The sequence below is a fragment of the Flavobacterium sp. 20NA77.7 genome (assembly GCF_031326205.1).
Classification (GTDB): domain Bacteria; phylum Bacteroidota; class Bacteroidia; order Flavobacteriales; family Flavobacteriaceae; genus Flavobacterium; species Flavobacterium nakdongensis.
Window position 1 is genome coordinate 1,584,906 of record NZ_CP133721.1, and the last position, 23,671, is coordinate 1,608,576.

Here is a 23,671-nt window from a genome sequence, read left to right on the forward strand (position 1 = left end):
AAAATATAATATTAATAAAAAACCTATTGACCCCTAATAGGAATTCCCCCTTCGGGGGCTAGGGGGCTAATATGAAAACAGCATATATAGTTTCGGGTTACCGAACCGCAGTAGGAAAAGCTCCAAAAGGCGTATTCCGATTCAAAAGACCAGACGAATTAGCAGCAGAAACCATCGAATACATGATGGCCCAAATGCCTAACTTTGATAAAACACGCATTGATGATGTCATGGTAGGAAATGCCATGCCTGAAGCTGAACAAGGTTTAAATGTAGCAAGGTTAATTTCATTAATGGGATTAAAAATCACCGATGTTCCTGGCGTTACAGTCAATAGATATTGTGCATCCGGATTAGAAACAATTGCGATGGCAAGCGCTAAAATTCAATCAGGAATGGCAGATTGTATCATTGCTGGAGGAGCAGAAAGCATGAGTTATATTCCAATGGGTGGCTACAAACCTACTCCCGATTATAAAATTACAGCTGCGGGTCACGAAGATTATTATTGGGGAATGGGTTTAACGGCTGAAGCTGTTGCCAAACAATTCAACGTTTCTCGTGCCGATCAAGATGAGTTTGCTTTTCAATCGCATATGAAAGCCTTAAAAGCACAAGCAGAAGGTAAATTTGACAACCAAATTGTGCCTATCACTGTCGAACAAACATTTGTAAATGAAAACGGTAAAAAAGAAACGAAATCGTATGTTATTACTAAAGATGAAGGTCCAAGAGCAGGAACATCTGTTGAAGCTTTAGCAGGATTAAAACCTGTTTTTGCAGCTGATGGATCGGTTACCGCAGGAAATTCTTCGCAAATGAGTGATGGAGCAGCATTCGTTTTAATAATGAGCGAAGAAATGGTAAAAGAATTAAACTTAGAACCCATTGCAAGAATGGTAAGCTATGCTGCATCAGGTGTAGAACCAAAAATTATGGGAATTGGTCCGGTTACTGCCATCCCAAAAGCATTAAAACAAGCAGGATTAAAGCAAGACCAAATCGATTTAATAGAATTAAATGAAGCGTTTGCCGCACAATCATTGGCCGTTGTTCGAGAATTAGGTTTAAATCAAGAAATCGTGAACGTTAATGGTGGTGCCATTGCTTTAGGTCACCCACTAGGTTGTACAGGGGCTAAACTTTCCGTTCAATTGTTTGACGAAATGCGCGTTAGAAACAGCAAGTACGGAATCGTTTCTATGTGTGTAGGAACAGGGCAAGGTGCTGCAGGAGTTTTTGAATTTTTAAAGTAAAGCCCCCTAACCCCCAAAGAGGGAATATGGATTGTGGTTATACTTTATACTTAAATACTATAAATAAAATATATTGTAAAATTTAAACCCTATTGACCCCTAATAGGTTCCCCCTTTGGGGGATAGGGGGCTAATTATGGAAGATATCATTAGAGGAGGGCAATTCCTTGTAAAAGAAACAAAATGCGAAGACATCTTCACGCCCGAAGATTTCAATGAAGAGCAAATCATGATGCGTGATTCAGTAAAAGAATTCGTTGACAAAGAATTATGGGCTCATAAAGATAAATTTGAAAAAAAAGATTATGCCTATACCGAAGAGTGTATGCGCAAAGCAGGAGAGCTTGGATTTTTAGGAGTAGCTGTTCCAGAAGCTTACGGAGGTTTAGGAATGGGGTTCATTAATACCATGCTAGTTTGTGATTATATTTCGGGTGCAACAGGGTCTTTCTCCACTGCATTTGGAGCCCATACAGGTATTGGAACAATGCCTATTACATTATATGGTACAGAAGAACAAAAACAAAAATATGTTCCAAAACTAGCTTTAGGAGAATGGTTTGGTTCTTACTGTTTAACAGAACCGGGAGCTGGATCAGATGCTAATTCAGGTAAAACAAAAGCGGTACTTTCTGCTGATGGAACACATTATTTAATTTCAGGTCAAAAAATGTGGATATCCAATGCTGGTTTTTGCAATTTGATGATTGTTTTTGCACGAATTGAAGACGACAAAAATATTACGGGATTTATCGTTGAATATGATAAAAATAATCCAAATGGAATTACGCTTGGAGAAGAAGAACATAAATTAGGTATTCGCGCAAGTTCAACTAGACAAGTATTTTTTAATGAAACTAAAGTTCCTATTGAAAATATGCTTGCAGGACGAGGTGAAGGGTTCAAAATTGCGATGAACGCTTTAAATGTAGGACGAATTAAATTAGCAGCTGCCTGTTTAGAAGCACAAAGAAGAACGATTAGTGGAGCTGTAAAATATGCTAATGAGCGTATCCAATTCAATACACCTATTTCTAGTTTTGGTGCTATACAAGCTAAATTAGCAGAAATGGCAACGAATTGTTTTATTGATGAAAGTGCGTCATATAGAGCTGGGGGTGATATTGAAAACAGAATTAAAATCCGAGTAAATGAAGGTAATACTCATCAAGAAGCAGAGTTAAAAGGCGTAGAAGAATTTGCTATTGAATGTTCTATCTTAAAAGTTGCTGTTTCGGAAGATGTACAAAATTGTACTGATGAAGGAATTCAAATTTTTGGTGGAATGGGATTCTCAGAAGACACGCCAATGGAATCTGCTTGGAGAGATGCAAGAATAGCTCGTATTTATGAAGGAACTAATGAAATAAATAGAATGCTTTCTGTTGGAATGTTAATTAAAAAAGCCATGAAGGGACATGTTGATTTATTAGGTCCAGCTATGGCTGTTGCTGAAGAATTAATGGGTATCCCTTCTTTTGAAACACCAGACTATTCTGAACTTTTCGCTGAAGAAAAAGAGATGATTGCTAAATTGAAAAAAGCTTTTTTAATGGTAGCTGGGAGTGCAGTTCAAAAATTTGGCACCGAATTAGAAAACCACCAACAATTACTTATGGCCGCTGCAGATATGCTTATAGAAATTTATATGGCAGAAAGTGGTATATTAAGAGCTGAAAAAATAGCCAAAAAATCAGGTAAAGAAGCCGCTGAAATTCAAATTGCAATGGCACAACTTTATCTATATCACGCAACAGATATTATTACTCTAAAAGGAAAAGAAGGTATTGCTTCCTTTACTGAAGGTGATGAACAACGTATGATGTTAATGGGGTTAAAACGCTTTACAAAATATGTGAACATGCCAAATATAGTAGCTCTACGTAATAAAATAGCATCTAAATTGATTTTGGATAATCAATATAGTCTGTAATTTAGTGTAATTTAGTTTGTTAAAAAAAGGGAACCTATGGTTCCCTTTTTTATTTATTCTGCTTTATCTTTTTAATGAAAAATGCGCTCTAAATTGTTTTTGCTGTTGGTTTTCAGTGTAATCAACCGTGAACCAATAGTCCGTAGATGGTAAGGTTTGACCATTATACGTTCCATCCCATCCTTGACCTAATGGGTCCAACTGCTTGATTAATTTTCCATAGCGGTCAAATATATAAATTTTTGCGTTATGTTGTGCATTTAATCCAATAATATTCCACGTATCATTATACCCATCTCCATTTGGTGTAAAGTATTTCATGTAATCAATAACCAAAACATTCGTCTCTAAATACGTACAACCCTCTTCATCGCCCACGGCAACCGTATGCATTCCTGCTTCAACACCTTCAAATATATTTGAAGTCTGCCATGCTCCTCCATCTAATGCATACACTAAGGTACCTGTTCCTGGTTGAGTAACGGTTACAGTTATCGTAGCATTATTTGTAAAGGCTTCTGTTACCGTAGTGGTAAAAGCAGTAGCAGGATAAACCGGAATTACCGTAGCCGTAGCAATCGCCTGACAATTGGTAACGGTATTACGAACACGAACCTCATACACACCTGGTGCAGTAGCTACATGATTCGGACCCGAACTTGCTAATTGAACACCATCTAAATACCAATCAAACGTATACCCTGTTGGAGGAACACCTGATTCCAATAAATACGTTTGATAAACCACTCCCGTAGCTTGAATTACGCAAACATGACCATCCTCTAATGAAACTATTGGTAACGGATTAACCAACACTGTATATTCAACCATCGTCCCTTCACAACCATTTAACATCGGAGTAACAGCATACGTAACAGAACCTTGTGTTGAACCCGTAGTAGTTAATACTTGAGTAATACTTGTTCCTGTACCTGCACTCATTCCTGAAACACCTTGAGAATTAGACACAACCCAATTAAAAGTAGTGCCTGGTAAAGAAGCGGCTAAAACAATATTGGTCGATTCTCCACTACAAATTGGCAATTGGGGTAAAACTCCAAAAATCTCAGGTCTTGGATGAACCGTAACCGTAACTGTAGATGAACTTCCCACACATCCATTCTTAATCGGTGTAACTTGATAGGTTACCGTACCCGAAGCCACTGGACTTGTAGTAGTAATCACTTGATCAATACTAGCTCCTGTACCTGTAGTAGGGCCCGTAACAACAGCGCCTGTTTGATTTAAAATCATCCAGTTAAATGTTGCTCCTGCAATACTACTACTCGCATCTATATGAACCATCTCACCACTACAAATATCAGTATCCTCAATAGCTAAACTTACATTTGGAATCGGATTTACTTCTATAGCAATAGAGACAGGATCTCCATAACAATTATTTGCAAATGGCAATACAGTATACGTAACCGAACCAACATTACTATTATTAATTAAATTTAATGCCTGTGAAATACTATTTCCAGAACCCGGTAATACCGTAGTGGTATTTACATTAGATGAAGCCACATTCCAAGTAAACGTAGTACCCGGTATAGTACTGCTTAATGTAATACTTGTTGTTTCTCCATTACAATAAGTCGTATCAGCTACAAAACTAGTCACTGGTTTTGGCGCAACATTTATTTGAACTGTTATAGCTGAACCTATACAACTATTAGCAGTTGGGGTAATACTATAAATAACAAAACCATTAGTAATACCAGTAGCCGTTAATACTTGAACAATCGCATTGCCTGAACCATTCGTGGCGCCACTTACTCCTACTTGACTCGTGACTACCCAATCAAATTGTGTAGAAGCTACACTGCTGGTTAAACTTATATTTGTACTTGTTCCCGAACATATTGTTTCTCCTACCAGAGTAGCTGTAACAATAGGAATTGGATTTACTATAACGGTAGCTGAGGCACTTAATGTCTTAACACATGCCGGTGTAGTAGCACTTGTAACACTAACCAACTGATAAACAGAATTAGCAGTTAGCAATGGTGTAGTAAGAGTAACAGTACCTGTAGTAGAGGATAAAATTGCCGTTTGATTTGCTCCACCATCTATAGTATATTCTACTATAGCGCCAGGTGTTCCTGAAATAGTAACTGTACCTGTTGTATTTGCACAAATTGTACTTCCTACAATACTAGCAGTTGGCAAAGGCAATACATTTATAGTAACAGAGTTAGTTAAAGAAACCGTACATCCATTCCCTACACTTACTAATGTATAAACTGATGCATTAACAAGTGGTGGTGTAGTAACTGTAGCAGAACCTGAAGTGTTTAATGTAATGGTTTGGTTTGCTCCTGCATCAACCGTATAAGTTACTGTTGCTCCCGGGGTACCTGTAAAGGTAACCACAGAAGTAGAACCCGAACAAATGGTTGTAGGGGTTACCGAAATACTTGCCGTAGGTAATGACGTTATAGTTACTGTAGTGGTTACAGGAACGGCAGCGCAACCTGCACTCGCTGGAATCGTATAGGTAACCGTATACGTGTTGGGTGTACTTGTACTTGGTACAATAGCACCTGTTGAAGCATCTAGGGTTAAGCCTGATGGTGTAGCGCTATACGTACCACCTGTAAAGGCGTTTGTACCTGTGATAGTAACAGCTTGTGAAGCTGTTAGATTGTTACAATACGGCGTGCCTGCATAACTAATACTTGCCGTAGGTAATCCTGTGATGGTTACCGTAGTGGTTACTGGAACAGCAGCACAGCCTGCACTCGCTGGAATCGTATAGGTAACCGTATACGTGTTAGGTGTACTTGTACTTGGTACAATAGCACCTGTTGTTGGATCTAATGTTAAGCCTGATGGACTAGCGCTATACGCACCACCTGTAAAGGCGTTTGTACCTGTGATAGTAACCGCCTGTGAAGCTGTTAGGTTGTTACAATACGGCGTACCCACATAACTAATACTCGCCGTAGGGGCTGCAGTGATGGTTACTGTAGTAGTTACAGGAACGGCAGCGCAACCTGCACTGGCTGGAATCGTATAGGTAACCGTATACGTGTTAGGTGTACTTGTACTTGGTACAATCGCACCGGTTGAAGCATCTAAGGTTAAACCTGATGGACTAGCACTATAGGTACCACCTGTAAAGGCGTTTGTACCTGTGATAGTAACAGCTTGTGAAGCTGTTAGATTGTTACAATACGGTGTGCCTGCATAACTAATACTTGCCGTAGGTAATCCTGTGATGGTTACCGTAGTGGTTACTGGAACAGCAGCACAGCCTGCACTCGCTGGAATCGTATAAGTAACTGTATACGTGTTAGGTGTACTTGTACTCGGTACAATAGCACCTGTTGTTGGGTCTAAGGTTAAGCCTGCTGGGCTAGCACTATACGCACCACCTGTGAAAGCATTTGTGCCTGTGATAGTAACAGCCTGTGAAGCTGTTATGTTGTTACAATATGGCGTACCTGCATAACTAATACTTGCCGTAGGGGCTGCAGTGATCGTTACTGTAGTGGTTACAGGAACGGCAGCGCAACCTGCACTGGCTGGAATCGTATAGGTAACCGTATACGTGTTAGGTGTACTTGTACTCGGTACAATAGCACCTGTTGTTGGGTCTAGTGTTAAGCCTGCTGGTGTAGCGCTATACGTACCACCTGTAAAGGCGTTTGTGCCTGTGATAGTAATAGCTTGTGAAGCTGTTAGGTTATTACAATACGGCGTGCCTGCATAACTAATACTTGCCGTAGGTAATCCTGTGATGGTTACCGTAGTGGTTACTGGAACAGCAGCACAGCCTGCACTCGCTGGTATCGTATAGGTAACCGTATAGGTGTTGGGTGTACTTGTACTCGGTACAATAGCACCTGTTGTTGGGTCTAAGGTTAAGCCTGCTGGGCTAGCACTATACGCACCACCTGTGAAAGCATTTGTGCCTGTGATAGTAACAGCCTGTGAAGCTGTTATGTTGTTACAATACGGTGTGCCCGCATAACTAATACTTGCCGTAGGGGCGGCAGTGATCGTTACTGTAGTGGTTACAGGAACGGCAGCGCAACCTGCACTGGCTGGAATCGTATAGGTAACCGTATACGTGTTAGGTGTACTTGTACTCGGTACAATAGCACCTGTTGTTGGGTCTAGTGTTAAGCCTGATGGTGTAGCGCTATACGTACCACCTGTGAAGGCATTTGTACCTGTGATAGTAATAGCTTGTGAAGCCGTTAGGTTATTACAATACGGCGTGCCTGCATAACTAATACTTGCCGTTGGAACTCCTGTGATGGTTACCGTAGTGGTTACCGGAACAGCAGCACAGCCTGCACTCGCTGGAATCGTATAGGTAACTGTATACGTGTTAGGTGTACTTGTACTCGGTACAATAGCACCTGTTGTTGGGTCTAAGGTTAAGCCTGCTGGGCTAGCACTATACGCACCACCTGTGAAAGCATTTGTGCCTGTGATAGTAACAGCCTGTGAAGCTGTTATGTTGTTACAATATGGCGTACCTGCATAACTAATACTTGCCGTAGGGGCTGCAGTGATCGTTACTGTAGTGGTTACAGGAACGGCAGCGCAACCTGCACTGGCTGGAATCGTATAGGTAACCGTATACGTGTTAGGTGTACTTGTACTCGGTACAATAGCACCTGTTGTTGGGTCTAGTGTTAAGCCTGCTGGTGTAGCGCTATACGTACCACCTGTAAAGGCGTTTGTGCCTGTGATAGTAATAGCTTGTGAAGCTGTTAGGTTATTACAATACGGCGTGCCTGCATAACTAATACTTGCCGTAGGTAATCCTGTGATGGTTACCGTAGTGGTTACTGGAACAGCAGCACAGCCTGCACTCGCTGGAATCGTATAGGTAACCGTATAGGTGTTGGGTGTACTTGTACTCGGTACAATAGCACCTGTTGTTGGGTCTAAGGTTAAGCCTGCTGGGCTAGCACTATACGCACCACCTGTGAAAGCATTTGTGCCTGTGATAGTAACAGCCTGTGAAGCTGTTATGTTGTTACAATACGGTGTGCCCGCATAACTAATACTTGCCGTAGGGGCGGCAGTGATCGTTACTGTAGTGGGTGTTGGTATAATAGCACATACACCTGTAGATGTAGGAACATATGTGATTGTATAGGTTCCGGCAGCACTCGTGCTTGGATTAATTGCTCCTGTTGTTGCATTAATTGACAATCCTACAGGGGTAGATGTAAATGTTGTAGCTCCAGTAGCCCCTGTTAATGTTGGCATTACAGAAGTAGTAGCACTTGTACATAATGGAGTCGTATAACTTATAGTAGAAGTCGTGGGTGAAGCAATAGTTACGGTAGTAGTAAAACTAACTGCGGCACAACTTCCACATGCTGGATAGGTTATTGTAACAGTATAGGTATTTGGTGTACTTGTACTTGGAGTGATAACTCCCGTAGTAGTATTTAGGGTTAATCCTGCTGGTGTAGATGAATATACTGGAACAGTAGACGCACATGTGCCTGTACCTGCTGTACTAATTACAAAAGTAGGTGAATAAGTAGCTACATCTGTAGTACAAAATGATGAAGGCGAATAAGACAATGTACCTGCAATTTGTGTAGAAACGGTAACTACAATATTACCCGTTAATGGTTTACTACACGAAGGGGTACCTGTAGTAGCTACACTAACCAAGGAATACGTAGTTGTACTAGCAGGAGAAACACTTACTGTGCCATTACCAGTAGTAGCATCTAACGTAACTGTCTGATTTGCTGTTCCATTATTATACGTAACTACAGCACCCGGAGTACCTGAAAAAGTTAAATTCGTAGACGAACCACTACAAATACTAGCCGTACCTGACATAGTAGCCGTAGGCAAAGGCTTAACCTGTAATTCAAAAGTAGTTGTAGAATAATTCGTTGGGTTCGAATTAGATTCCGAACGAACGTAAATAGTCTGTGGATTTACAGTATTAGTAAAAGCTGTAGCAGGAGAAATAGCTCCCGTATCGCCATTCGCAGCAGCTTGAGTTAAATGATAAGTAATAGTAAAATTAGCCGGATTATTAGAACCCAAAACCGTAGCCGTTTGGGTAGTTAAATTAAAAACAGCAAATCCATCATTACTAACGTCATCACAAACAACCATATTAGATGGCTGAACTATCGTACATGGACTCTGTTGTAATAAAAAATGAACCTCGCCTCTACAACCCGTACCATCCGTGAAATTCTCAGCACCAAAATAAATCGTTTGACCAACTGTACCAGGATAAGCAGACCATTGTGAAGAAGGAATAGGATTTGTACCAGCTAAAGCATCTGCAGCCGTTAAATAAAAACCATAATCATAATCCCCAATAGACTGAGTTCCCATGATAGAAGGAATGTTACTGTTCAAATTATAAAGCGCAGGTGAAGCACCTGTACAAATCGTTATCGGAGGAGGGGTATTATTAATTGGTAAACCTGCAAAATTGGTTATGACTACTTCATCAGACACAGGAGCGGTACAACCAGGGCGAGTCGTAATAACTTTCCAAGTACCTGGCTGGTTAACTGTAACTGTTTGTGTGGTCAGAGCAGGTTGTAATACTCCGTTCAAAAACCACTGAAATGTAGGTGTACCACCCGTTGTAGGAGCGGTTACAAATGTAGCCGTTAAATTTTTTGTTGAAGTGGAATTACAAAGCATTAAATCAACACCTAATGTAACACCACATACTATATTACAGTTTGTAGTAGCAGTTGAAGATGACAACAAATCCATTTGTATAAACCCTGGATTATTTGAAAAATTAGTCACCAAAAGCATATAATATTGTCCCGTTTGTGCATTCGTTACATTAATTGTTTCAGTAGCATTCCCACTATAACTACAATCGACAATGTTATTAGCAATTGTAGTACTTGGAAAATCATATAAACCAGTACATTGAGGTGAACTAAAAGGACCCCAACAAATAAAATCGACATCTTGATTATTATAATTAGGTGCATTACTTCCTTGATGCAGTAAAATATCAAGATTTCCAGGTGTTCCTATCTGAAAATAAAACCAAGCTGGATTTGGAGCAGACCCCAAACAACCAGGAGAACCTAATGATGCCGCACCTGTAGTATTTGGAAAAGGAGCAACACCTCCTGAACATATAGGATTTGCACCTGCACATGTAGGACTTGACTGAGAAAAGGATAGGTTTATTACAAAAAGAACAAAAATTATTTGTGAAATCTTTTTCATTATAAAAAGGATTAAATTTAAAATATATAAAAAGCAAATTTAATAAAATATATCACTTTTCAAATATTTTGAGCATAAATAATAAACATATATGATTTTGAAAGCAAATCAATTATCTTTGCGAAAAAATTGGAATAAAAAATAGTACAATGGATCTACATGATGAATTTTTAAACGACCTAGGCGACAATCATATTGCTACAAATGCCGAAACACCTCTTAGAGATGATGCATTTGCTATTTCTGATGAAGAAAAAATAGAATCTATTAAGAAAGATGTGGAAAACATCCTTACAACATTAGGTTTAGATTTAACAGATGACAGCTTAAAAGGCACACCAAATCGTGTTGCAAAAATGTTTGTAAAAGATATTTTTGGCGGATTAAATCCTACTAAAAAACCTAGTTCTTCAACCTTTGAAAACAAATACAAATACAGCGAAATGCTGGTTGAAAAAAACATCGTAGTTTACTCTACTTGTGAACATCATTTATTACCTATTATAGGAAGAGCACATATTGCCTATATTTCTAATGGAACCGTAGTAGGACTCTCAAAAATGAATAGAATTGTAGACTATTTTGCAAAAAGACCACAAGTACAAGAGCGATTAACCATTCAAATTGTAAATGAACTGCAAAAAGTATTAAACACAAACGACGTCGCTTGTATTATCGATGCCAAACATTTGTGTGTCAATTCAAGAGGTATTAAAGACATTGAAAGTAGTACAGTTACTGCAGAATTTGGTGGTAAATTCAAAGAAGATAAAGTTAGACAAGAGTTTTTAGAGTATATAAAACTTGATACACGTTTTTAAAAAATCTAACCAGAAAATATGCAATTATACAAAACAAATCAACTACATATCTACAACACATTAAGTGGCAAAAAAGAGCTATTCAAACCCATCCATGAAGATCATATTGGGATGTATGTGTGTGGACCAACTGTATATAGCAATGTACATTTAGGCAACATCCGAACTTTTATGAGTTTTGATGTTATTTACAGATATTTAAAACATGTAAATTATAAAGTCCGCTATGTTAGAAACATTACAGATGCAGGACATTTAACCGACGATGGTGATGTAGCCAATGATCGTTTTGTAAAACAGTCAAGGTTAGAAAAATTGGAACCTATGGAAGTGGTTCAAAAATATACTGTTGATTTTCACAGGGTTTTAGATACATTTAATTTTCTTCCACCAGATATTGAACCAACGGCTACAGGCCATATTTTAGAGCAAATAGAATTAATTGAAAAACTAATTAAAGATGGTTTTGCTTACGAAAGTAATGGCTCTGTATATTTTGATGTACTTGCTTATAATGCCAAAGGATTAAATTATGGCGAATTAAGCAACAGAAATATTGACGAATTATTTGCAAATACTAGAGATTTAGACGGGCAAAACGAGAAAAAAAATCCACAAGATTTTGCACTATGGAAAAATGCCTCTCCCGCTCATATTATGAGATGGAATTCTCCTTGGGGTGAAGGTTTTCCGGGTTGGCATTTGGAATGTACAGCTATGAGTACAAAATATTTAGGAGAAACTTTTGACATACATGGTGGTGGAATGGACTTAAAATTCCCACATCACGAATGTGAAATAGCACAAGGAAAAGCGTGTAACCATAAATCTCCCGTTAATTTTTGGATGCATACGAATATGTTAACGATGAATGGATTAAGAATGAGTAAATCAACCGGAAATTATATATTACCAATGGAACTTGTTTCTGGCGCTAATGATTTCTTTGAGAAAGCTTTTCATCCCAATATTGTTCGCTTTTGCTTCATGCAAGCACATTACAGAAGTGTATTAGACATCTCAAATGATGCAATGTTGGCTAGCGAAAAAGGATTTACACGAATTGTTGAAGGACTAAAATTAGCAGCAAATCTTACACCAAGAGACAAATCATCTATTCAAATTGAAGATTGGAAAAAGAGTTGTTATGATGCCATGAATGATGACTTCAACACGCCTATATTGATTGCACAACTTTTTGAAGGCATTAAATATGTAAACCTCGTTAACGATGGTAAAGAACAATTAACAAGCGATGATATTGAATTATTACATACGACATTGCACACATTTTTTAGTGATATATTAGGCTTAACTTTTGGCGAAACACAGCATGCTTCTGAAAATCATTCAAAGAAATTAGACGGTACTATAGAATTACTAATTGAAATGAGAAATAATGCTCGAGCAAATAAAAATTGGGCATTATCAGATGAAATTAGAGATAAATTAGCCGCTGTAGGCATTATCCTAAAAGATGGAAAAGAAGGTACTACATATACCTATTAAACAAACATAAAAGCTACCTTATTAGGTAGCTTTTTTTCTAACCAAAAATTAAACTCAAACGCAAAAAATTTGACCTCTAATAAAGCTTTGACTTATTTATAGCGAAAAATCACAAGACAAATGTACTCCTCAAATAATTCAAAAAAACTAACCTAAGTCATAGTTTAAAAAATAGTATATCCATAAAATTTGACTTCTAGTTAATCTATTTATACTTATATTTGTCGAAAATGTAAATCGTACAAATGAAAATTCAAAAATGGCTCATTTTTCCGTTTAAAAAAGTAATACGTTTGTATCAAGTTCTAATTTCTCCGCTTACATCTGCTACTTGTAGATTTCAACCTACTTGTTCAAGTTATGCGCTGGAAGCTTTAGAAAAACATGGTTTACTAAAAGGAAGTTGGCTGGCCATGAAAAGAATATTAAGTTGCCATCCTTGGGGAAAGAGTGGTTATGATCCTGTTCCTTAAATACGAATACTAATTTATAGATACAACTAAAAAATTAACAATATGATTTGGAATCCAACAGAAGGAATTGACTTAGGCTTTTTTATGATTCGTTTTTACAGTCTCACTTGGGTAGCTGCATTTGCCTTTGGCTGGTACATCATGAAATATATTTTTGTACGAGAAAATGAATCTATTGAAAAATTAGACAAGCTGTTTGTATATACCATTGTTGCAACAATGCTTGGAGCAAGATTAGGACATGTTATTTTTTACCAATCAGAGCTATTTACAGAAGACCCACTAAGCATACTTTTGCCTATAAGTACCATTCCCGAAATACACTTTACTGGCTTTAGTGGATTAGCAAGTCATGGTGCCGCAATAGCTATAATTGTAACCATGTACTATATACAATCTCGAGTACTACAAAGACCCTTATTATGGATTTTAGACAGAATCGTAGTTCCGGTTTCATTTGGGGCTATTTTTATTAGATTAGGAAACTTTATGAATTCCGAGATTTTTGGAAAAACCACTACAAAAGACAGTTTTTTAGCCATGAAATTCATCAAAGGAGAAGACAGTTTAAGTCCTAAAATAGTTACCAAAATCACCAATATACCTGATGCATCGCAAGCCTACAATGCTATTGAAAAAGACAGCCAATTTAAATTTATTTTAGATCAAGTACCTTACAGATATCCCGCGCAATTATATGAGGCATTATTGTACATTCCTGTCTTTTTACTTTTATTTTTCCTTTACTGGAAAACAGATGCTAGAAACAAATCAGGATTCTTATTTGGTCTATTTTTAGTATTACTGTGGAGTATTCGATTTGGTGTAGAATTTGTAAAAGACAGTCAAGGCGGTTTTGAAAAATACCCCATTTTTAATGCGCTTTCAACCGGACAATGGTTAAGTATTCCGTTTATTATTTTAGGCTTTTATTTTATATATCAATCTACTCAAAACAGTTCAAAATAAATGGCTAGAATTCTTGCAATTGATTACGGCATCAAAAGAACAGGGATTGCTGTTACTGATGAAATGCAGCTCATTGCAAGCGGTTTAACAACCGTTGAAACGTCAATACTTTTTTCTTTTTTAACTACTTATTTTACAACAGAAAAAGTAGAAAAGGTCATCATTGGGGAACCAAAACAGATGAATGGACTTCCGTCTGAAAGTGCCGTTTATATTGAACAATTTTGTGCTGAATTCAAAAAAACATACCCAACTATGCCATTGGTAAAAGTTGATGAAAGATTTACTTCTAAATTAGCTTTTAAAACAATGATTGACAGCGGTTTAAACAAAAAAAAGCGCCAAAACAAAGCACTAATTGATGAAATTGCCGCTACTATCCTACTCCAAGATTATATAAAATAAGCAAATACTACATATAATTTTGGCAAAATTCATACTTTTGTACTTTAAATAAACACATCATGATACTTCCAATATATGGCTACGGTGAAACCGTTTTAAGAAAAGTAGGCGAAGAAATTCAAAAAGATTATCCTCATTTACAAGAAACAATAGCAAACATGTATGAAACCATGTATCACGCTTGTGGCGTAGGTTTAGCCGCCCCTCAAGTAGGGCTTGCTATTCGTCTGTTTATTGTAGACACCACTCCTTTTGCAGATAGCGATGAAGTATCAAAAGAAGAAGCCATTGCATTGGATGGGTTTAAAAAAACATTTATAAATGCAAAAATAATTAAAGAAGAAGGAGATATTTGGGGCTTCAATGAAGGGTGTTTAAGTATTCCCGATGTTAGAGAAGATGTATTTCGCCATGAAAAGATTACGATTGAATATGTTGACGAAAATTTCACTAAAAAAACAGAAGTTTATGAAGGACTAATCGCAAGAGTAATTCAACATGAATATGATCATATTGAAGGTGTATTATTTACAGACCATCTTTCCATCTTAAAAAAGAAACTTATTGGGAAAAAACTCCAAAACATCATGGAAGGTAAAGCAAGACCTGATTATAAAATGAAATTTGCTAATTTGAAAATAAAATAATTTAAGACAATTTTAAGTATTTAGTTTTGGGTTATTAAACTTAAAAAAATATATTTGCCAACTTTAAAATAGAAAAAAGAATTCATATGAGTATTCAAAAAATATTAGCTATTTCTGGAAAACCAGGTTTATTTGAATTAAAAGTTCAAACACGTTCAGGATTCGTTGCAGAATCTTTATTAGACGGAAAGAAAATCACCGTAGGCTTACGAAGTAACGTAAGTTTATTATCAGAAATAGCAGTATACACCTATACTGAAGAAGTTAAATTAGTAGAGGTTTTTAAAGCTATCGCTACAAAAGAAAGTGACGGACCAGCTATTTCACATAAAGAAACCGAAAACAATTTAAAAAGCTATTTCAGAGAAATATTACCTGAATTTGACGAAGATCGTGTGTATGCTTCTGACATCAAAAAAATAATTAACTGGTACAATATTCTTCAACCAAAAGGATTCGTAACACTGGAAGCCTTAAATACCGACATAAAAGAAGCTACAGCTTCAGAATAATACTTAATCCCGATTTATTTCGGGATTTTTTTTGAAGCAAAAGAATAGTTTTTCATTACACTATACCTCAGGCTATCCGCAGTACAAGGTACTTAGCTTCTATCCTGGCTATATGTTAAGCTTTATTCTTCAAAAAAACAAAAAATTACGGTCTAATTTTTGATACTATTTTTTTTATAAAACAATTTTTAATACTTTTATTCGTTGAAACTAAACAAATGGAAAACAAAAATGTAAATACAACTACCCAAAACGATAATCAAAAATCGATTATCATTACTATAGTAATCTATAGTGGCATTGTATTACTATTATTTTTCATTCGTTTTTGGCCTCCTTACAACAAAACAGAAGCTTTAATTGCTGAAGGCGGTGGCGGTGGCGGAGTAACCGTTAATTTTGGCGATAGTGAGATGGGCAAAGGAGACGATTATCTTAGTGAAACATTAGAAGTAAACATGCAACAAACTTCTAATGCTGCATCTGAAACCGCTCCAGAAGAAATTTTAACGCAAGACAATACAGGAGAAGCCATAAAAACACCTCCTAAAACAACCAAACCAAAAGAAAAAACACCTAAAGATACTAAACCTGCTACAGTTGCAGAACCTGTAAAAAAACCAAATAGTGCATTATCTAACATGCTAAAAGGAAAAAATAAAGGCGGAGATGGTGATGACAATACCAGCGGTAACAAAGGAAAAAATAATGGCAAGCTCAATAGTGATGGATATTATGGAAATGGTGGATCCGGTGGTGGAGCTGGTGGCGGAAACGGAAAAGGCAATGGAGACGGCGATGGTGATGGAAACGGAAAAGGAAGTGGCAACGGTTCTGGTGGGGGCGCAAGTTATAATTTAGCAGGAAGAAGAGTAGCTAAAGTTCCTGAAGTAGGAAATGATTGCAATTCTTTTGGAAAAGTTGTCATTGAAGTTATTGTAGATCAAGCTGGAAAAACAATTAGCGCATCAAACGGAAAAGGAACTAAAGCTGATGCTTGTCTTATAGCATTAGCAAAACAATATGCCTTAAAAACGAAGTGGCAACCAAGTCCGAATGCGGCAGAAAAACAGACAGGAACGATTACCTACAACTTCAAAAATCAGTAAACTAATCACGGCACAAACAACTTCTAAACCAAATGGAAAATATTCCTAATGGTTTACTTATATTTGCCTATAAAATTTTAAGTATGCAACACATTATTGATCGTTTTATCAGTTATGTAACGATAGACACCGAATCTGATCCTAATTCAACTACAACACCTAGTACGGCTAAACAATGGAATTTAGCAAATAAATTAGCCCAAGAACTTAAAGAAATTGGACTAACAGATGTAACTATTGATGAAAAATCGTACGTAATGGGAACATTGCCTAGCAATGTAAAACATAAAGTACCTACCATTGGTTTTGTTGCACATTTTGACACCACACCAGACTTTACCGGAGCTAATGTAAAACCACAAATCGTTAAAAATTATGATGGTGGAGATATAGTGCTAAACAAAAAACAAAATATTATATTATCGCCTAGTTATTTCAAAGACTTAGTACAGTATAAAGGTCAAACTTTAATTACAACAGATGGCACTACCTTATTAGGAGCCGATGATAAAGCAGGAATTACCGAAATCATGACTGCTATGGAATTTTTAGTTAAAAATCCTAAAATTAAACACGGAACTATTAAAGTTTGTTTCACACCAGATGAAGAAATTGGTCGTGGTGCAGATCATTTTGATGTGAAAAAATTTGGCGCAGAGTGGGCCTATACCATGGATGGAAGCCAAATTGGAGAATTAGAATATGAAAATTTTAATGCTGCAGGCGTTAAAATTACATTTAAAGGAAAAAGTGTACACCCGGGTTATGCTAAAGGTAAAATGATGAATGCCATGCTTTTAGCTTCTAAATTCATTTCTAAATTACCTAAAGACGAAACTCCTGAAACCACAAGAGGCTATCAAGGGTTTTATCATGTGACTGGAATTACGGGTAGTATTGAAGACACTAAATTAGAACTCATCATAAGAGACCATAACCGAAAAAAATTCAATGCTAGAAAGAAATTTGTAGAAGAATTGGTCGCTAAAATGAATAAAAAACATAAAAAACAATTTGGTGAAGACATTGCAGTTTTAGAAATTCGTGATCAATATTACAACATGCGTGAAAAAATTGAGCCCGTTATGCATATAGTAAAAATTGCTGAAGAGGCTATGTTAGACGTAGGCATTAAACCAATAATAAAACCTATTCGTGGAGGCACAGACGGTTCTAGACTTTCTTTTATGGGACTTCCTTGTCCTAATATTTTTGCAGGCGGTCATAATTTTCATGGAAAATATGAATATGTACCTGTTGAAAGCATGCAAAAAGCAATTGAAGTGATTATTCGAATAGCAGAATTAGTTGCCACACCTAAAAAATAAACGTTTGTTTATATGGACAAAACAAATCAATGGCAAAAAGAAATTGATTATTTAGAGGCAATTATTAGTAAAATGCCCTTGCTAAAAACCATCAAATGGGGCACATCGGTTTACACATTAAACAATCAAAATGTAATTGGTGTAAGTGGTTTCAAATCGTATGTTGGGTTATGGTTTTATAAAGGTGTATTTCTTTCTGATAAAAAGAAACTACTTATTAATGCACAAGAAGGGGTAACTAAAAGTTTAAGACAAATGCGTTTCAAGTCAATTAATGAGATTGATGAAGCAGTTTTAATAGACTATATCACTGAAGCCATTGAAATTGAAAAAGCAGGATTAACAATTCCAAAAACAAAAAAAGAATATAAAATTCCAACACTTTTACTTCAAGCTTTTGAAGAAAACAAGGATTTAGAACTTGCTTTTCTTCAATTTGCGAAATATAAACAAAATGACTTTATTGAATACATTGATAGTGCTAAACAAGAAAAAACAAAAATTGATCGTTTAGAAAAAATAAAACCGATGATTCTTTCGAATATCGGTTTAAATGATAAGTTTAAAAAGTAATTATTTGGCTTCTTTCAATTTTGAACTTAACTCAACAGAAATAGCACTTTTTTCCATTTTTAATTTTCCAGACATCGTTTCTACAACAATAGTTGTTTCTCCTAGTTCTGCAATTTTTCCATGAATACCAGATTTAGTAATGATTTTATCACCTACTTTTAATCCGCTTTCAAAATTCTTCTCTTGTTTAATTTTTTTTCTTTGTGGCATAATGATTAAGAAATAAAATACTCCTACCATTAAGGCCAATTGAATTAAGATGGTATTATTCATATTATATAAAATTTATGTGTTATCGGTATATATATTATCGCCTATTAAGTTATGCTTATGCGTAAACTATTTATGAATGGCGAGTTTATTATTATTTTGTTTTAATAGTTGCTTTAATTTTTACTTGTTCTACTAAATTTTCCGAATTACAGGTTATTGTAATCGTTTTTTCTACATTACCTTGCTTTCCGTTAGAATCAAATTTCACCTTAATAGGTGTCGATTTTCCTGGTTTAATAGCTTCTTTTGTAACTTCAGGAATCGTACAACCACAACTTGCTCTCGCTTGTGCTACATACAAATCATTTGTTCCTATATTTTTTAACATGAATTGGGTTTCAACAACTTCGCCCTGCTGAATTGTTCCAAAATCATGTTCTGTTTTATCAAATTCAATTTCTGTTTTTGGATATTTTGCTAATTGCTCTTCTATATATTTCCCTTCTAAATCTTCTAATGAATTTGATTTTTTACAAGCGAAAACAAGTGTAAGCAAAGCAAAAACAAATACAAATTTTCTCATAATCAAAATATTATAATAAACCTCTCCCCGACTTTTTAATTTTATTTGCGGCTTGATATTCTTTAACTAAATTATCTAAAATTCCATTGATAAAGATACTACTTTTTGGTGTAGAATATTCTTTTGCAATTTCTAAATATTCATTTAAAGTTACTTTTACAGGAATTGACGGGAATTTTAATAGCTCACAAATAGCCATTTTTAATAAAATAGTGTCTAGTTCAGCAATACGTTCCGTATCCCAGTTTGGTGTTTTATTTTCATATTCTTTAGCAAATTCTAACTCATTTAAAACAGTCTTGCGGAATAAATTTCTAACAAACTCTTTATCGTCTTCATCTTTAAAAACATCTGGTAATTCGATTGTATCTATTTCAGATCGAATTGCTTTTATTTGTTTACTTATCAATGTATTAATTACAGGAATATCATCAACCCAAGTAATCTTGTAATCTTCTAAATAATCATATAATTTCTCATTTGGAGCAATATGATTTGTAAAAACTTCAGAGATAAAATCAATATCTTGTTTAAAACTAGAAGTAGTAGACCCCATATAAGCAGCATATGCTTTACCAGACTTAATTTCGTCTAATATAAAAAGTATACAATCATCATTCAATTTCCAATTCGTGATTTTGCGTTTCTCTAACCGCTCTTGAAAAGCTATATGATTGTCTAAAATAGAAAAAAAGGCATTATTGACAAACTTTAAACTAGGGTTTCGTTCTTGTGGAGTAGCCAAATGTTTTTTAGAAGCAAGCGCTAAATAATTTTTTTCTTTAGTTCTTAATTCTGTAAAAATAGCAAGAATTAACAAATATAAATCTTGAGCTTGATCAATACTTTGCAATAAAAATTTTTCTTCTTTATCTAAAGCGTCCGATTGATGTTGATGCATTGCATAGATGGTTTGCATCACTTTTACTCTAAAATGTCTTCTATTAAGCATGGCTAAGAACTTGTTTTTTAAAATGAATCCCGATGGCAAAACCACCGGGACAAAATTACAATTTTATATTGAAATGAATTACCCGTTTTGTAATTCTTTTTTTCTATCATCAATTCTTTTTTGTGCAATTGAAAAAGCAGCTTGATGCGTAGTACTATTATTTTTAGCAGCAAAATCAAAGATTTCTAAAGCCGTATTGTATATATTTTCTGTTTTCTCAATAACTTGTTCTTTAGTCAAATGTGCAATTTCTGAATATACATTAATAACACCACCTGCGTTAATTAAGAAATCTGGCGCATATAGAATCCCCCTGTCTTTTAATATTTGACCATGAATCAGTTCATTAGACAACTGATTATTTGCCGCACCAGCAATCACTTTAGCTTGAATTTTATGAACGGTATCATCATTAATTGTAGCACCTAACGCACATGGCGCATAAATATCTACGTCTAAACTATACAAATCATTACCTGTATAAATTTTAGCCCCATATTTTGAACCTACTTCATGAAGTCTTCCTTCATTAATATCAGAAATAGTAACTAAAGCCCCATTCTCTGATAAATGTTTAACCAAAGATTCTCCAACATGCCCAATACCTTGAACTAAAACTTTTTTACCTTCTAAGTTATCACTTCCAAATTTATAGTTAGCTGCAGCTTTCATTCCCATAAAAACCCCGTAAGCAGTAACAGGAGAAGGGTTTCCAGAACCACCTCTTTCTACTGATATACCCGCAACATGTTTAGTAACATTATTAACGATATCCATATCTCTTGTTTCCATACCCACGTCTTCAGCAGTAATGTACTTACCAGATAATGAATCCACAAATTGACCAAATCTTGTCATCAATTCGTCCGTTTTTTGGGTTTTAGCATCACCAATAATAACAGCTTTACCACCTCCTAAATTCAACCCAGAGATAGAGTTTTTATAGGTCATTCCTCTAGACAAACGCAATACGTCATTTAGTGCTTCCCATTCATTAGAATAATTCCACATTCTTGTTCCTCCTAATGCTGGTCCAAGAACTGTATTATGAATACCAATAATTGCTTTTAAACCTGTATCTTTGTCGTGACAAAAAACAACTTGCTCGTGTCCGTCAAAAGAAATCTGACCAAATACTGGATCTACTTTTTGTAATTCAATTGGTTTTAATACATCTACTGTCATGGGTAATGTTGAGTTTTTTTCAATAATTAGACACAAAAATAGATATAATTTTTAATTATTCTCTAAATTTTATATTATTTTTATCAATCTTCTAATTAGTATAAAAAACAACTTATTTAGTATTTTACACTATTTTAATAGAAAAACGCAACATTTAAATTAATTTTTAAAAATAAATGAAAGAATTACAGTATTTAAATAAATATTTTTTAAAATATAAATACCGATTTTTATTAGGAATTGTTATCACTATAGTGGCTCAAATATTTTCACTTTTTACACCCGAATTAGTTGGTGATTCAATTAAAACCATTGAATTTTTCATCAAAAACAAATCAAGTGACACCTCGCTATTAAAAAGTGAATTATTAAAAAACATTGGACTCATCATTTTATGCACGTTAATTGCAGGTTTTTTTACTTTTTTAATGCGTCAAACTTTAATTGTTATGTCACGATTTGTAGAATTTGATTTAAAAAATGAAATCTTCATGCATTATGAAAATTTATCTCAAAATTTCTACAAAAAAAACAGAACGGGAGATTTAATGAATCGCATTAGTGAAGATGTGGGTAAAGTGCGCATGTATGTAGGACCAGCCGTTATGTATACCATCAATACCATTATTCGTTTTGTAGCCATAATCATTAGTATGTCAAACATCAACATGAAACTGACCGTTTATTCGCTACTTCCCTTGCCTGTATTGTCTTATAGTATTTTTATTTTAAGCAAAGAAATCAATAAAAAGAGTACAAAATACCAGCAAAACTTATCTAAATTATCATCATTTACACAAGAATATTTTTCAGGGATACGTGTCATAAAAGCCTATGCATTAGAAGAAGACAGAAATAAAGCTTTTACAGAACTATCGCGCGACAGTAAAACCAAAAATTTAGCCTTGGCAAAAACAAATGCGCTATTTGGTCCATTAATGGTATTTTTAATTGGACTTAGTTATTTGATTATTATATTAGTTGGGGGAAATATGTATCAAAATGGTGAAATAAAAGATTTAGGTGTAATAGCACAATTTTTACTTTATATTGGCATGCTTGTTTGGCCAGTAGCCTCATTTGGCTGGGTTTCTTCTTTAGTCCAAGAAGCTGAAGCGTCACAAAAAAGAATCAACGAATTCTTAAAAGAAATTCCCGAAATTCAAGACACGGGAACCATTACTGCACCTATACAAGGCGCCATCGAATTTAAAAATGTGAGTTACACGTATGAAGATACAGGCATAAAAGCACTCTCTGATGTTAGCTTTAGTATTCCTGAAGGAAAAACATTAGCTATTCTTGGCCATACAGGCTCTGGAAAATCAACAGTTTTAGCACTACTTACAAGAATTCACGATATACATACAGGACAAATTCTTATAGATAACCACCATTTAAAAGACTATAAACTCGAACATCTACGAAAAAACATAAGTAGTGTTCCTCAAGACCCTTTCTTGTTTTCAGATACCTTAAAAAGCAACATTAGTTTTGGTAAAAATCAAGCCACTGAAGAAGAAATAATAGCTGCGGCAAAACAAGCTGCCGTACATGAAAACATAGAAGGCTTTGCTAATAAATATGATACTATTTTAGGCGAACGGGGAATTACACTTTCCGGTGGTCAAAAACAAAGAGTATCTATAGCCCGTGCTTTACTAAAAGAAGCCCCAATTTTACTATTAGACGATTGTTTAAGTGCTGTGGACACAGAAACAGAAGAAAAAATATTAAACAATTTTAAAAGCGTTTTTAAAAACAAAACCACTATAATCGTAACCCATAGAGCATCATCTGCAAAAAATGCAGACCAAATTATTGTCCTAGAAGCAGGAAAAATTATAGAACAAGGTTCACCTACCGAACTCATAAAACACGACGGTTATTATGCCGATTTATACACAAAACAACTTTCTGAAAAAGAAAATGACTAAAAATATTGTTTAATAATTTTTTTTTTTAGATTTTTGGAGTGATTAAACCAAACATTA

18 protein-coding genes are annotated in these 23,671 nt (G+C 35.4%); 13 read left to right on the forward strand and 5 right to left on the reverse strand.

Annotated elements, in window-relative coordinates:
- Positions 1-71 precede the first annotated feature (71 nt).
- Both RF683_RS07065 and RF683_RS07070 read left to right on the forward strand, forming a co-directional pair.
- Complete coding sequence (locus tag RF683_RS07065; RefSeq protein WP_309531631.1) at positions 72-1,256, forward strand: acetyl-CoA C-acyltransferase; 1,185 nt, start codon at positions 72-74, stop codon at positions 1,254-1,256.
- A gap of 136 nt (positions 1,257-1,392) precedes the next feature.
- A complete protein-coding gene (locus RF683_RS07070; protein WP_309531632.1) occupies positions 1,393-3,189 on the forward strand; it encodes an acyl-CoA dehydrogenase family protein in 1,797 nt (598 codons plus the stop codon).
- A gap of 63 nt (positions 3,190-3,252) precedes the next feature.
- On the opposite strand, the gene RF683_RS07075 is transcribed toward RF683_RS07070, so the two are convergent.
- Positions 3,253-10,398, reverse strand: a complete 7,146-nt coding sequence (locus RF683_RS07075; RefSeq protein ID WP_309531633.1) for a PKD-like domain-containing protein — start codon at positions 10,396-10,398, stop codon at positions 3,253-3,255.
- Between the two features lie 149 nt (positions 10,399-10,547).
- On the opposite strand from RF683_RS07075, the gene folE reads away from it, so the two are divergent.
- The 10 genes from folE to RF683_RS07125 all read left to right on the forward strand — a co-directional run bounded on the left by folE (position 10,548) and on the right by RF683_RS07125 (position 18,744).
- Positions 10,548-11,219 carry a GTP cyclohydrolase I FolE gene (gene folE, locus RF683_RS07080; protein WP_309531634.1) on the forward strand — a complete coding sequence of 224 codons (672 nt, stop codon included), beginning with the start codon at positions 10,548-10,550 and terminating at the stop codon, positions 11,217-11,219.
- 18 nt (positions 11,220-11,237) lie between these two features.
- Complete coding sequence (gene cysS / locus RF683_RS07085) at positions 11,238-12,728, forward strand: cysteine--tRNA ligase (protein WP_309531635.1); 1,491 nt, start codon at positions 11,238-11,240, stop codon at positions 12,726-12,728.
- Positions 12,729-12,973: 245 nt separating this feature from the next.
- Positions 12,974-13,201: a membrane protein insertion efficiency factor YidD gene (gene yidD / locus RF683_RS07090; RefSeq protein ID WP_309531636.1), complete on the forward strand. Its 228-nt coding sequence runs from the start codon at positions 12,974-12,976 to the stop codon at positions 13,199-13,201.
- 42 nt (positions 13,202-13,243) lie between these two features.
- On the forward strand, positions 13,244-14,170 hold the full coding sequence (lgt, locus tag RF683_RS07095) for a prolipoprotein diacylglyceryl transferase (protein WP_309531637.1): 927 nt from the start codon (positions 13,244-13,246) through the stop codon (positions 14,168-14,170).
- Entirely contained in the window at positions 14,171-14,575 is a 405-nt protein-coding gene (gene ruvX / locus RF683_RS07100) for a Holliday junction resolvase RuvX (RefSeq protein ID WP_309531638.1), read from the forward strand.
- 59 nt (positions 14,576-14,634) lie between these two features.
- Positions 14,635-15,222, forward strand: a complete 588-nt coding sequence (gene def, locus RF683_RS07105; RefSeq protein ID WP_309531639.1) for a peptide deformylase — start codon at positions 14,635-14,637, stop codon at positions 15,220-15,222.
- 86 nt (positions 15,223-15,308) lie between these two features.
- A complete protein-coding gene (locus RF683_RS07110; protein ID WP_309531640.1) occupies positions 15,309-15,734 on the forward strand; it encodes a DUF5606 family protein in 426 nt (141 codons plus the stop codon).
- 218 nt (positions 15,735-15,952) lie between these two features.
- On the forward strand, positions 15,953-16,843 hold the full coding sequence (locus tag RF683_RS07115; protein ID WP_309531641.1) for an energy transducer TonB: 891 nt from the start codon (positions 15,953-15,955) through the stop codon (positions 16,841-16,843).
- Positions 16,844-16,926: 83 nt separating this feature from the next.
- Positions 16,927-18,171, forward strand: coding sequence for a peptidase T (gene pepT, locus RF683_RS07120; RefSeq protein WP_309531642.1), 1,245 nt, complete (start codon positions 16,927-16,929; stop codon positions 18,169-18,171).
- A 12-nt stretch (positions 18,172-18,183) separates the two neighbouring features.
- A complete protein-coding gene (locus RF683_RS07125) occupies positions 18,184-18,744 on the forward strand; it encodes a YdeI/OmpD-associated family protein (RefSeq protein WP_309531643.1) in 561 nt (186 codons plus the stop codon).
- On the opposite strand, the gene yajC is transcribed toward RF683_RS07125, so the two are convergent.
- The 4 genes from yajC to RF683_RS07145 all read right to left on the reverse strand — a co-directional run bounded on the left by yajC (position 18,745) and on the right by RF683_RS07145 (position 21,677).
- Positions 18,745-19,017 carry a preprotein translocase subunit YajC gene (yajC, locus tag RF683_RS07130; RefSeq protein WP_309531644.1) on the reverse strand — a complete coding sequence of 91 codons (273 nt, stop codon included), beginning with the start codon at positions 19,015-19,017 and terminating at the stop codon, positions 18,745-18,747. It lies immediately after the preceding gene.
- Positions 19,018-19,108: 91 nt separating this feature from the next.
- On the reverse strand, positions 19,109-19,540 hold the full coding sequence (locus tag RF683_RS07135) for a DUF1573 domain-containing protein (protein WP_309531645.1): 432 nt from the start codon (positions 19,538-19,540) through the stop codon (positions 19,109-19,111).
- Positions 19,541-19,550: 10 nt separating this feature from the next.
- Positions 19,551-20,492, reverse strand: a complete 942-nt coding sequence (nusB, locus tag RF683_RS07140) for a transcription antitermination factor NusB (RefSeq protein WP_309531646.1) — start codon at positions 20,490-20,492, stop codon at positions 19,551-19,553.
- 78 nt (positions 20,493-20,570) lie between these two features.
- A complete protein-coding gene (locus tag RF683_RS07145) occupies positions 20,571-21,677 on the reverse strand; it encodes a Glu/Leu/Phe/Val dehydrogenase dimerization domain-containing protein (protein ID WP_309531647.1) in 1,107 nt (368 codons plus the stop codon).
- A 176-nt stretch (positions 21,678-21,853) separates the two neighbouring features.
- Between RF683_RS07145 and RF683_RS07150 the strand changes: the two genes are divergently transcribed.
- The gene (locus RF683_RS07150; protein WP_309531648.1) at positions 21,854-23,614 is read left to right on the forward strand and encodes an ABC transporter ATP-binding protein; all 1,761 of its coding nucleotides are present in this window, start codon (positions 21,854-21,856) and stop codon (positions 23,612-23,614) included.
- Positions 23,615-23,671 lie beyond the last annotated feature (57 nt).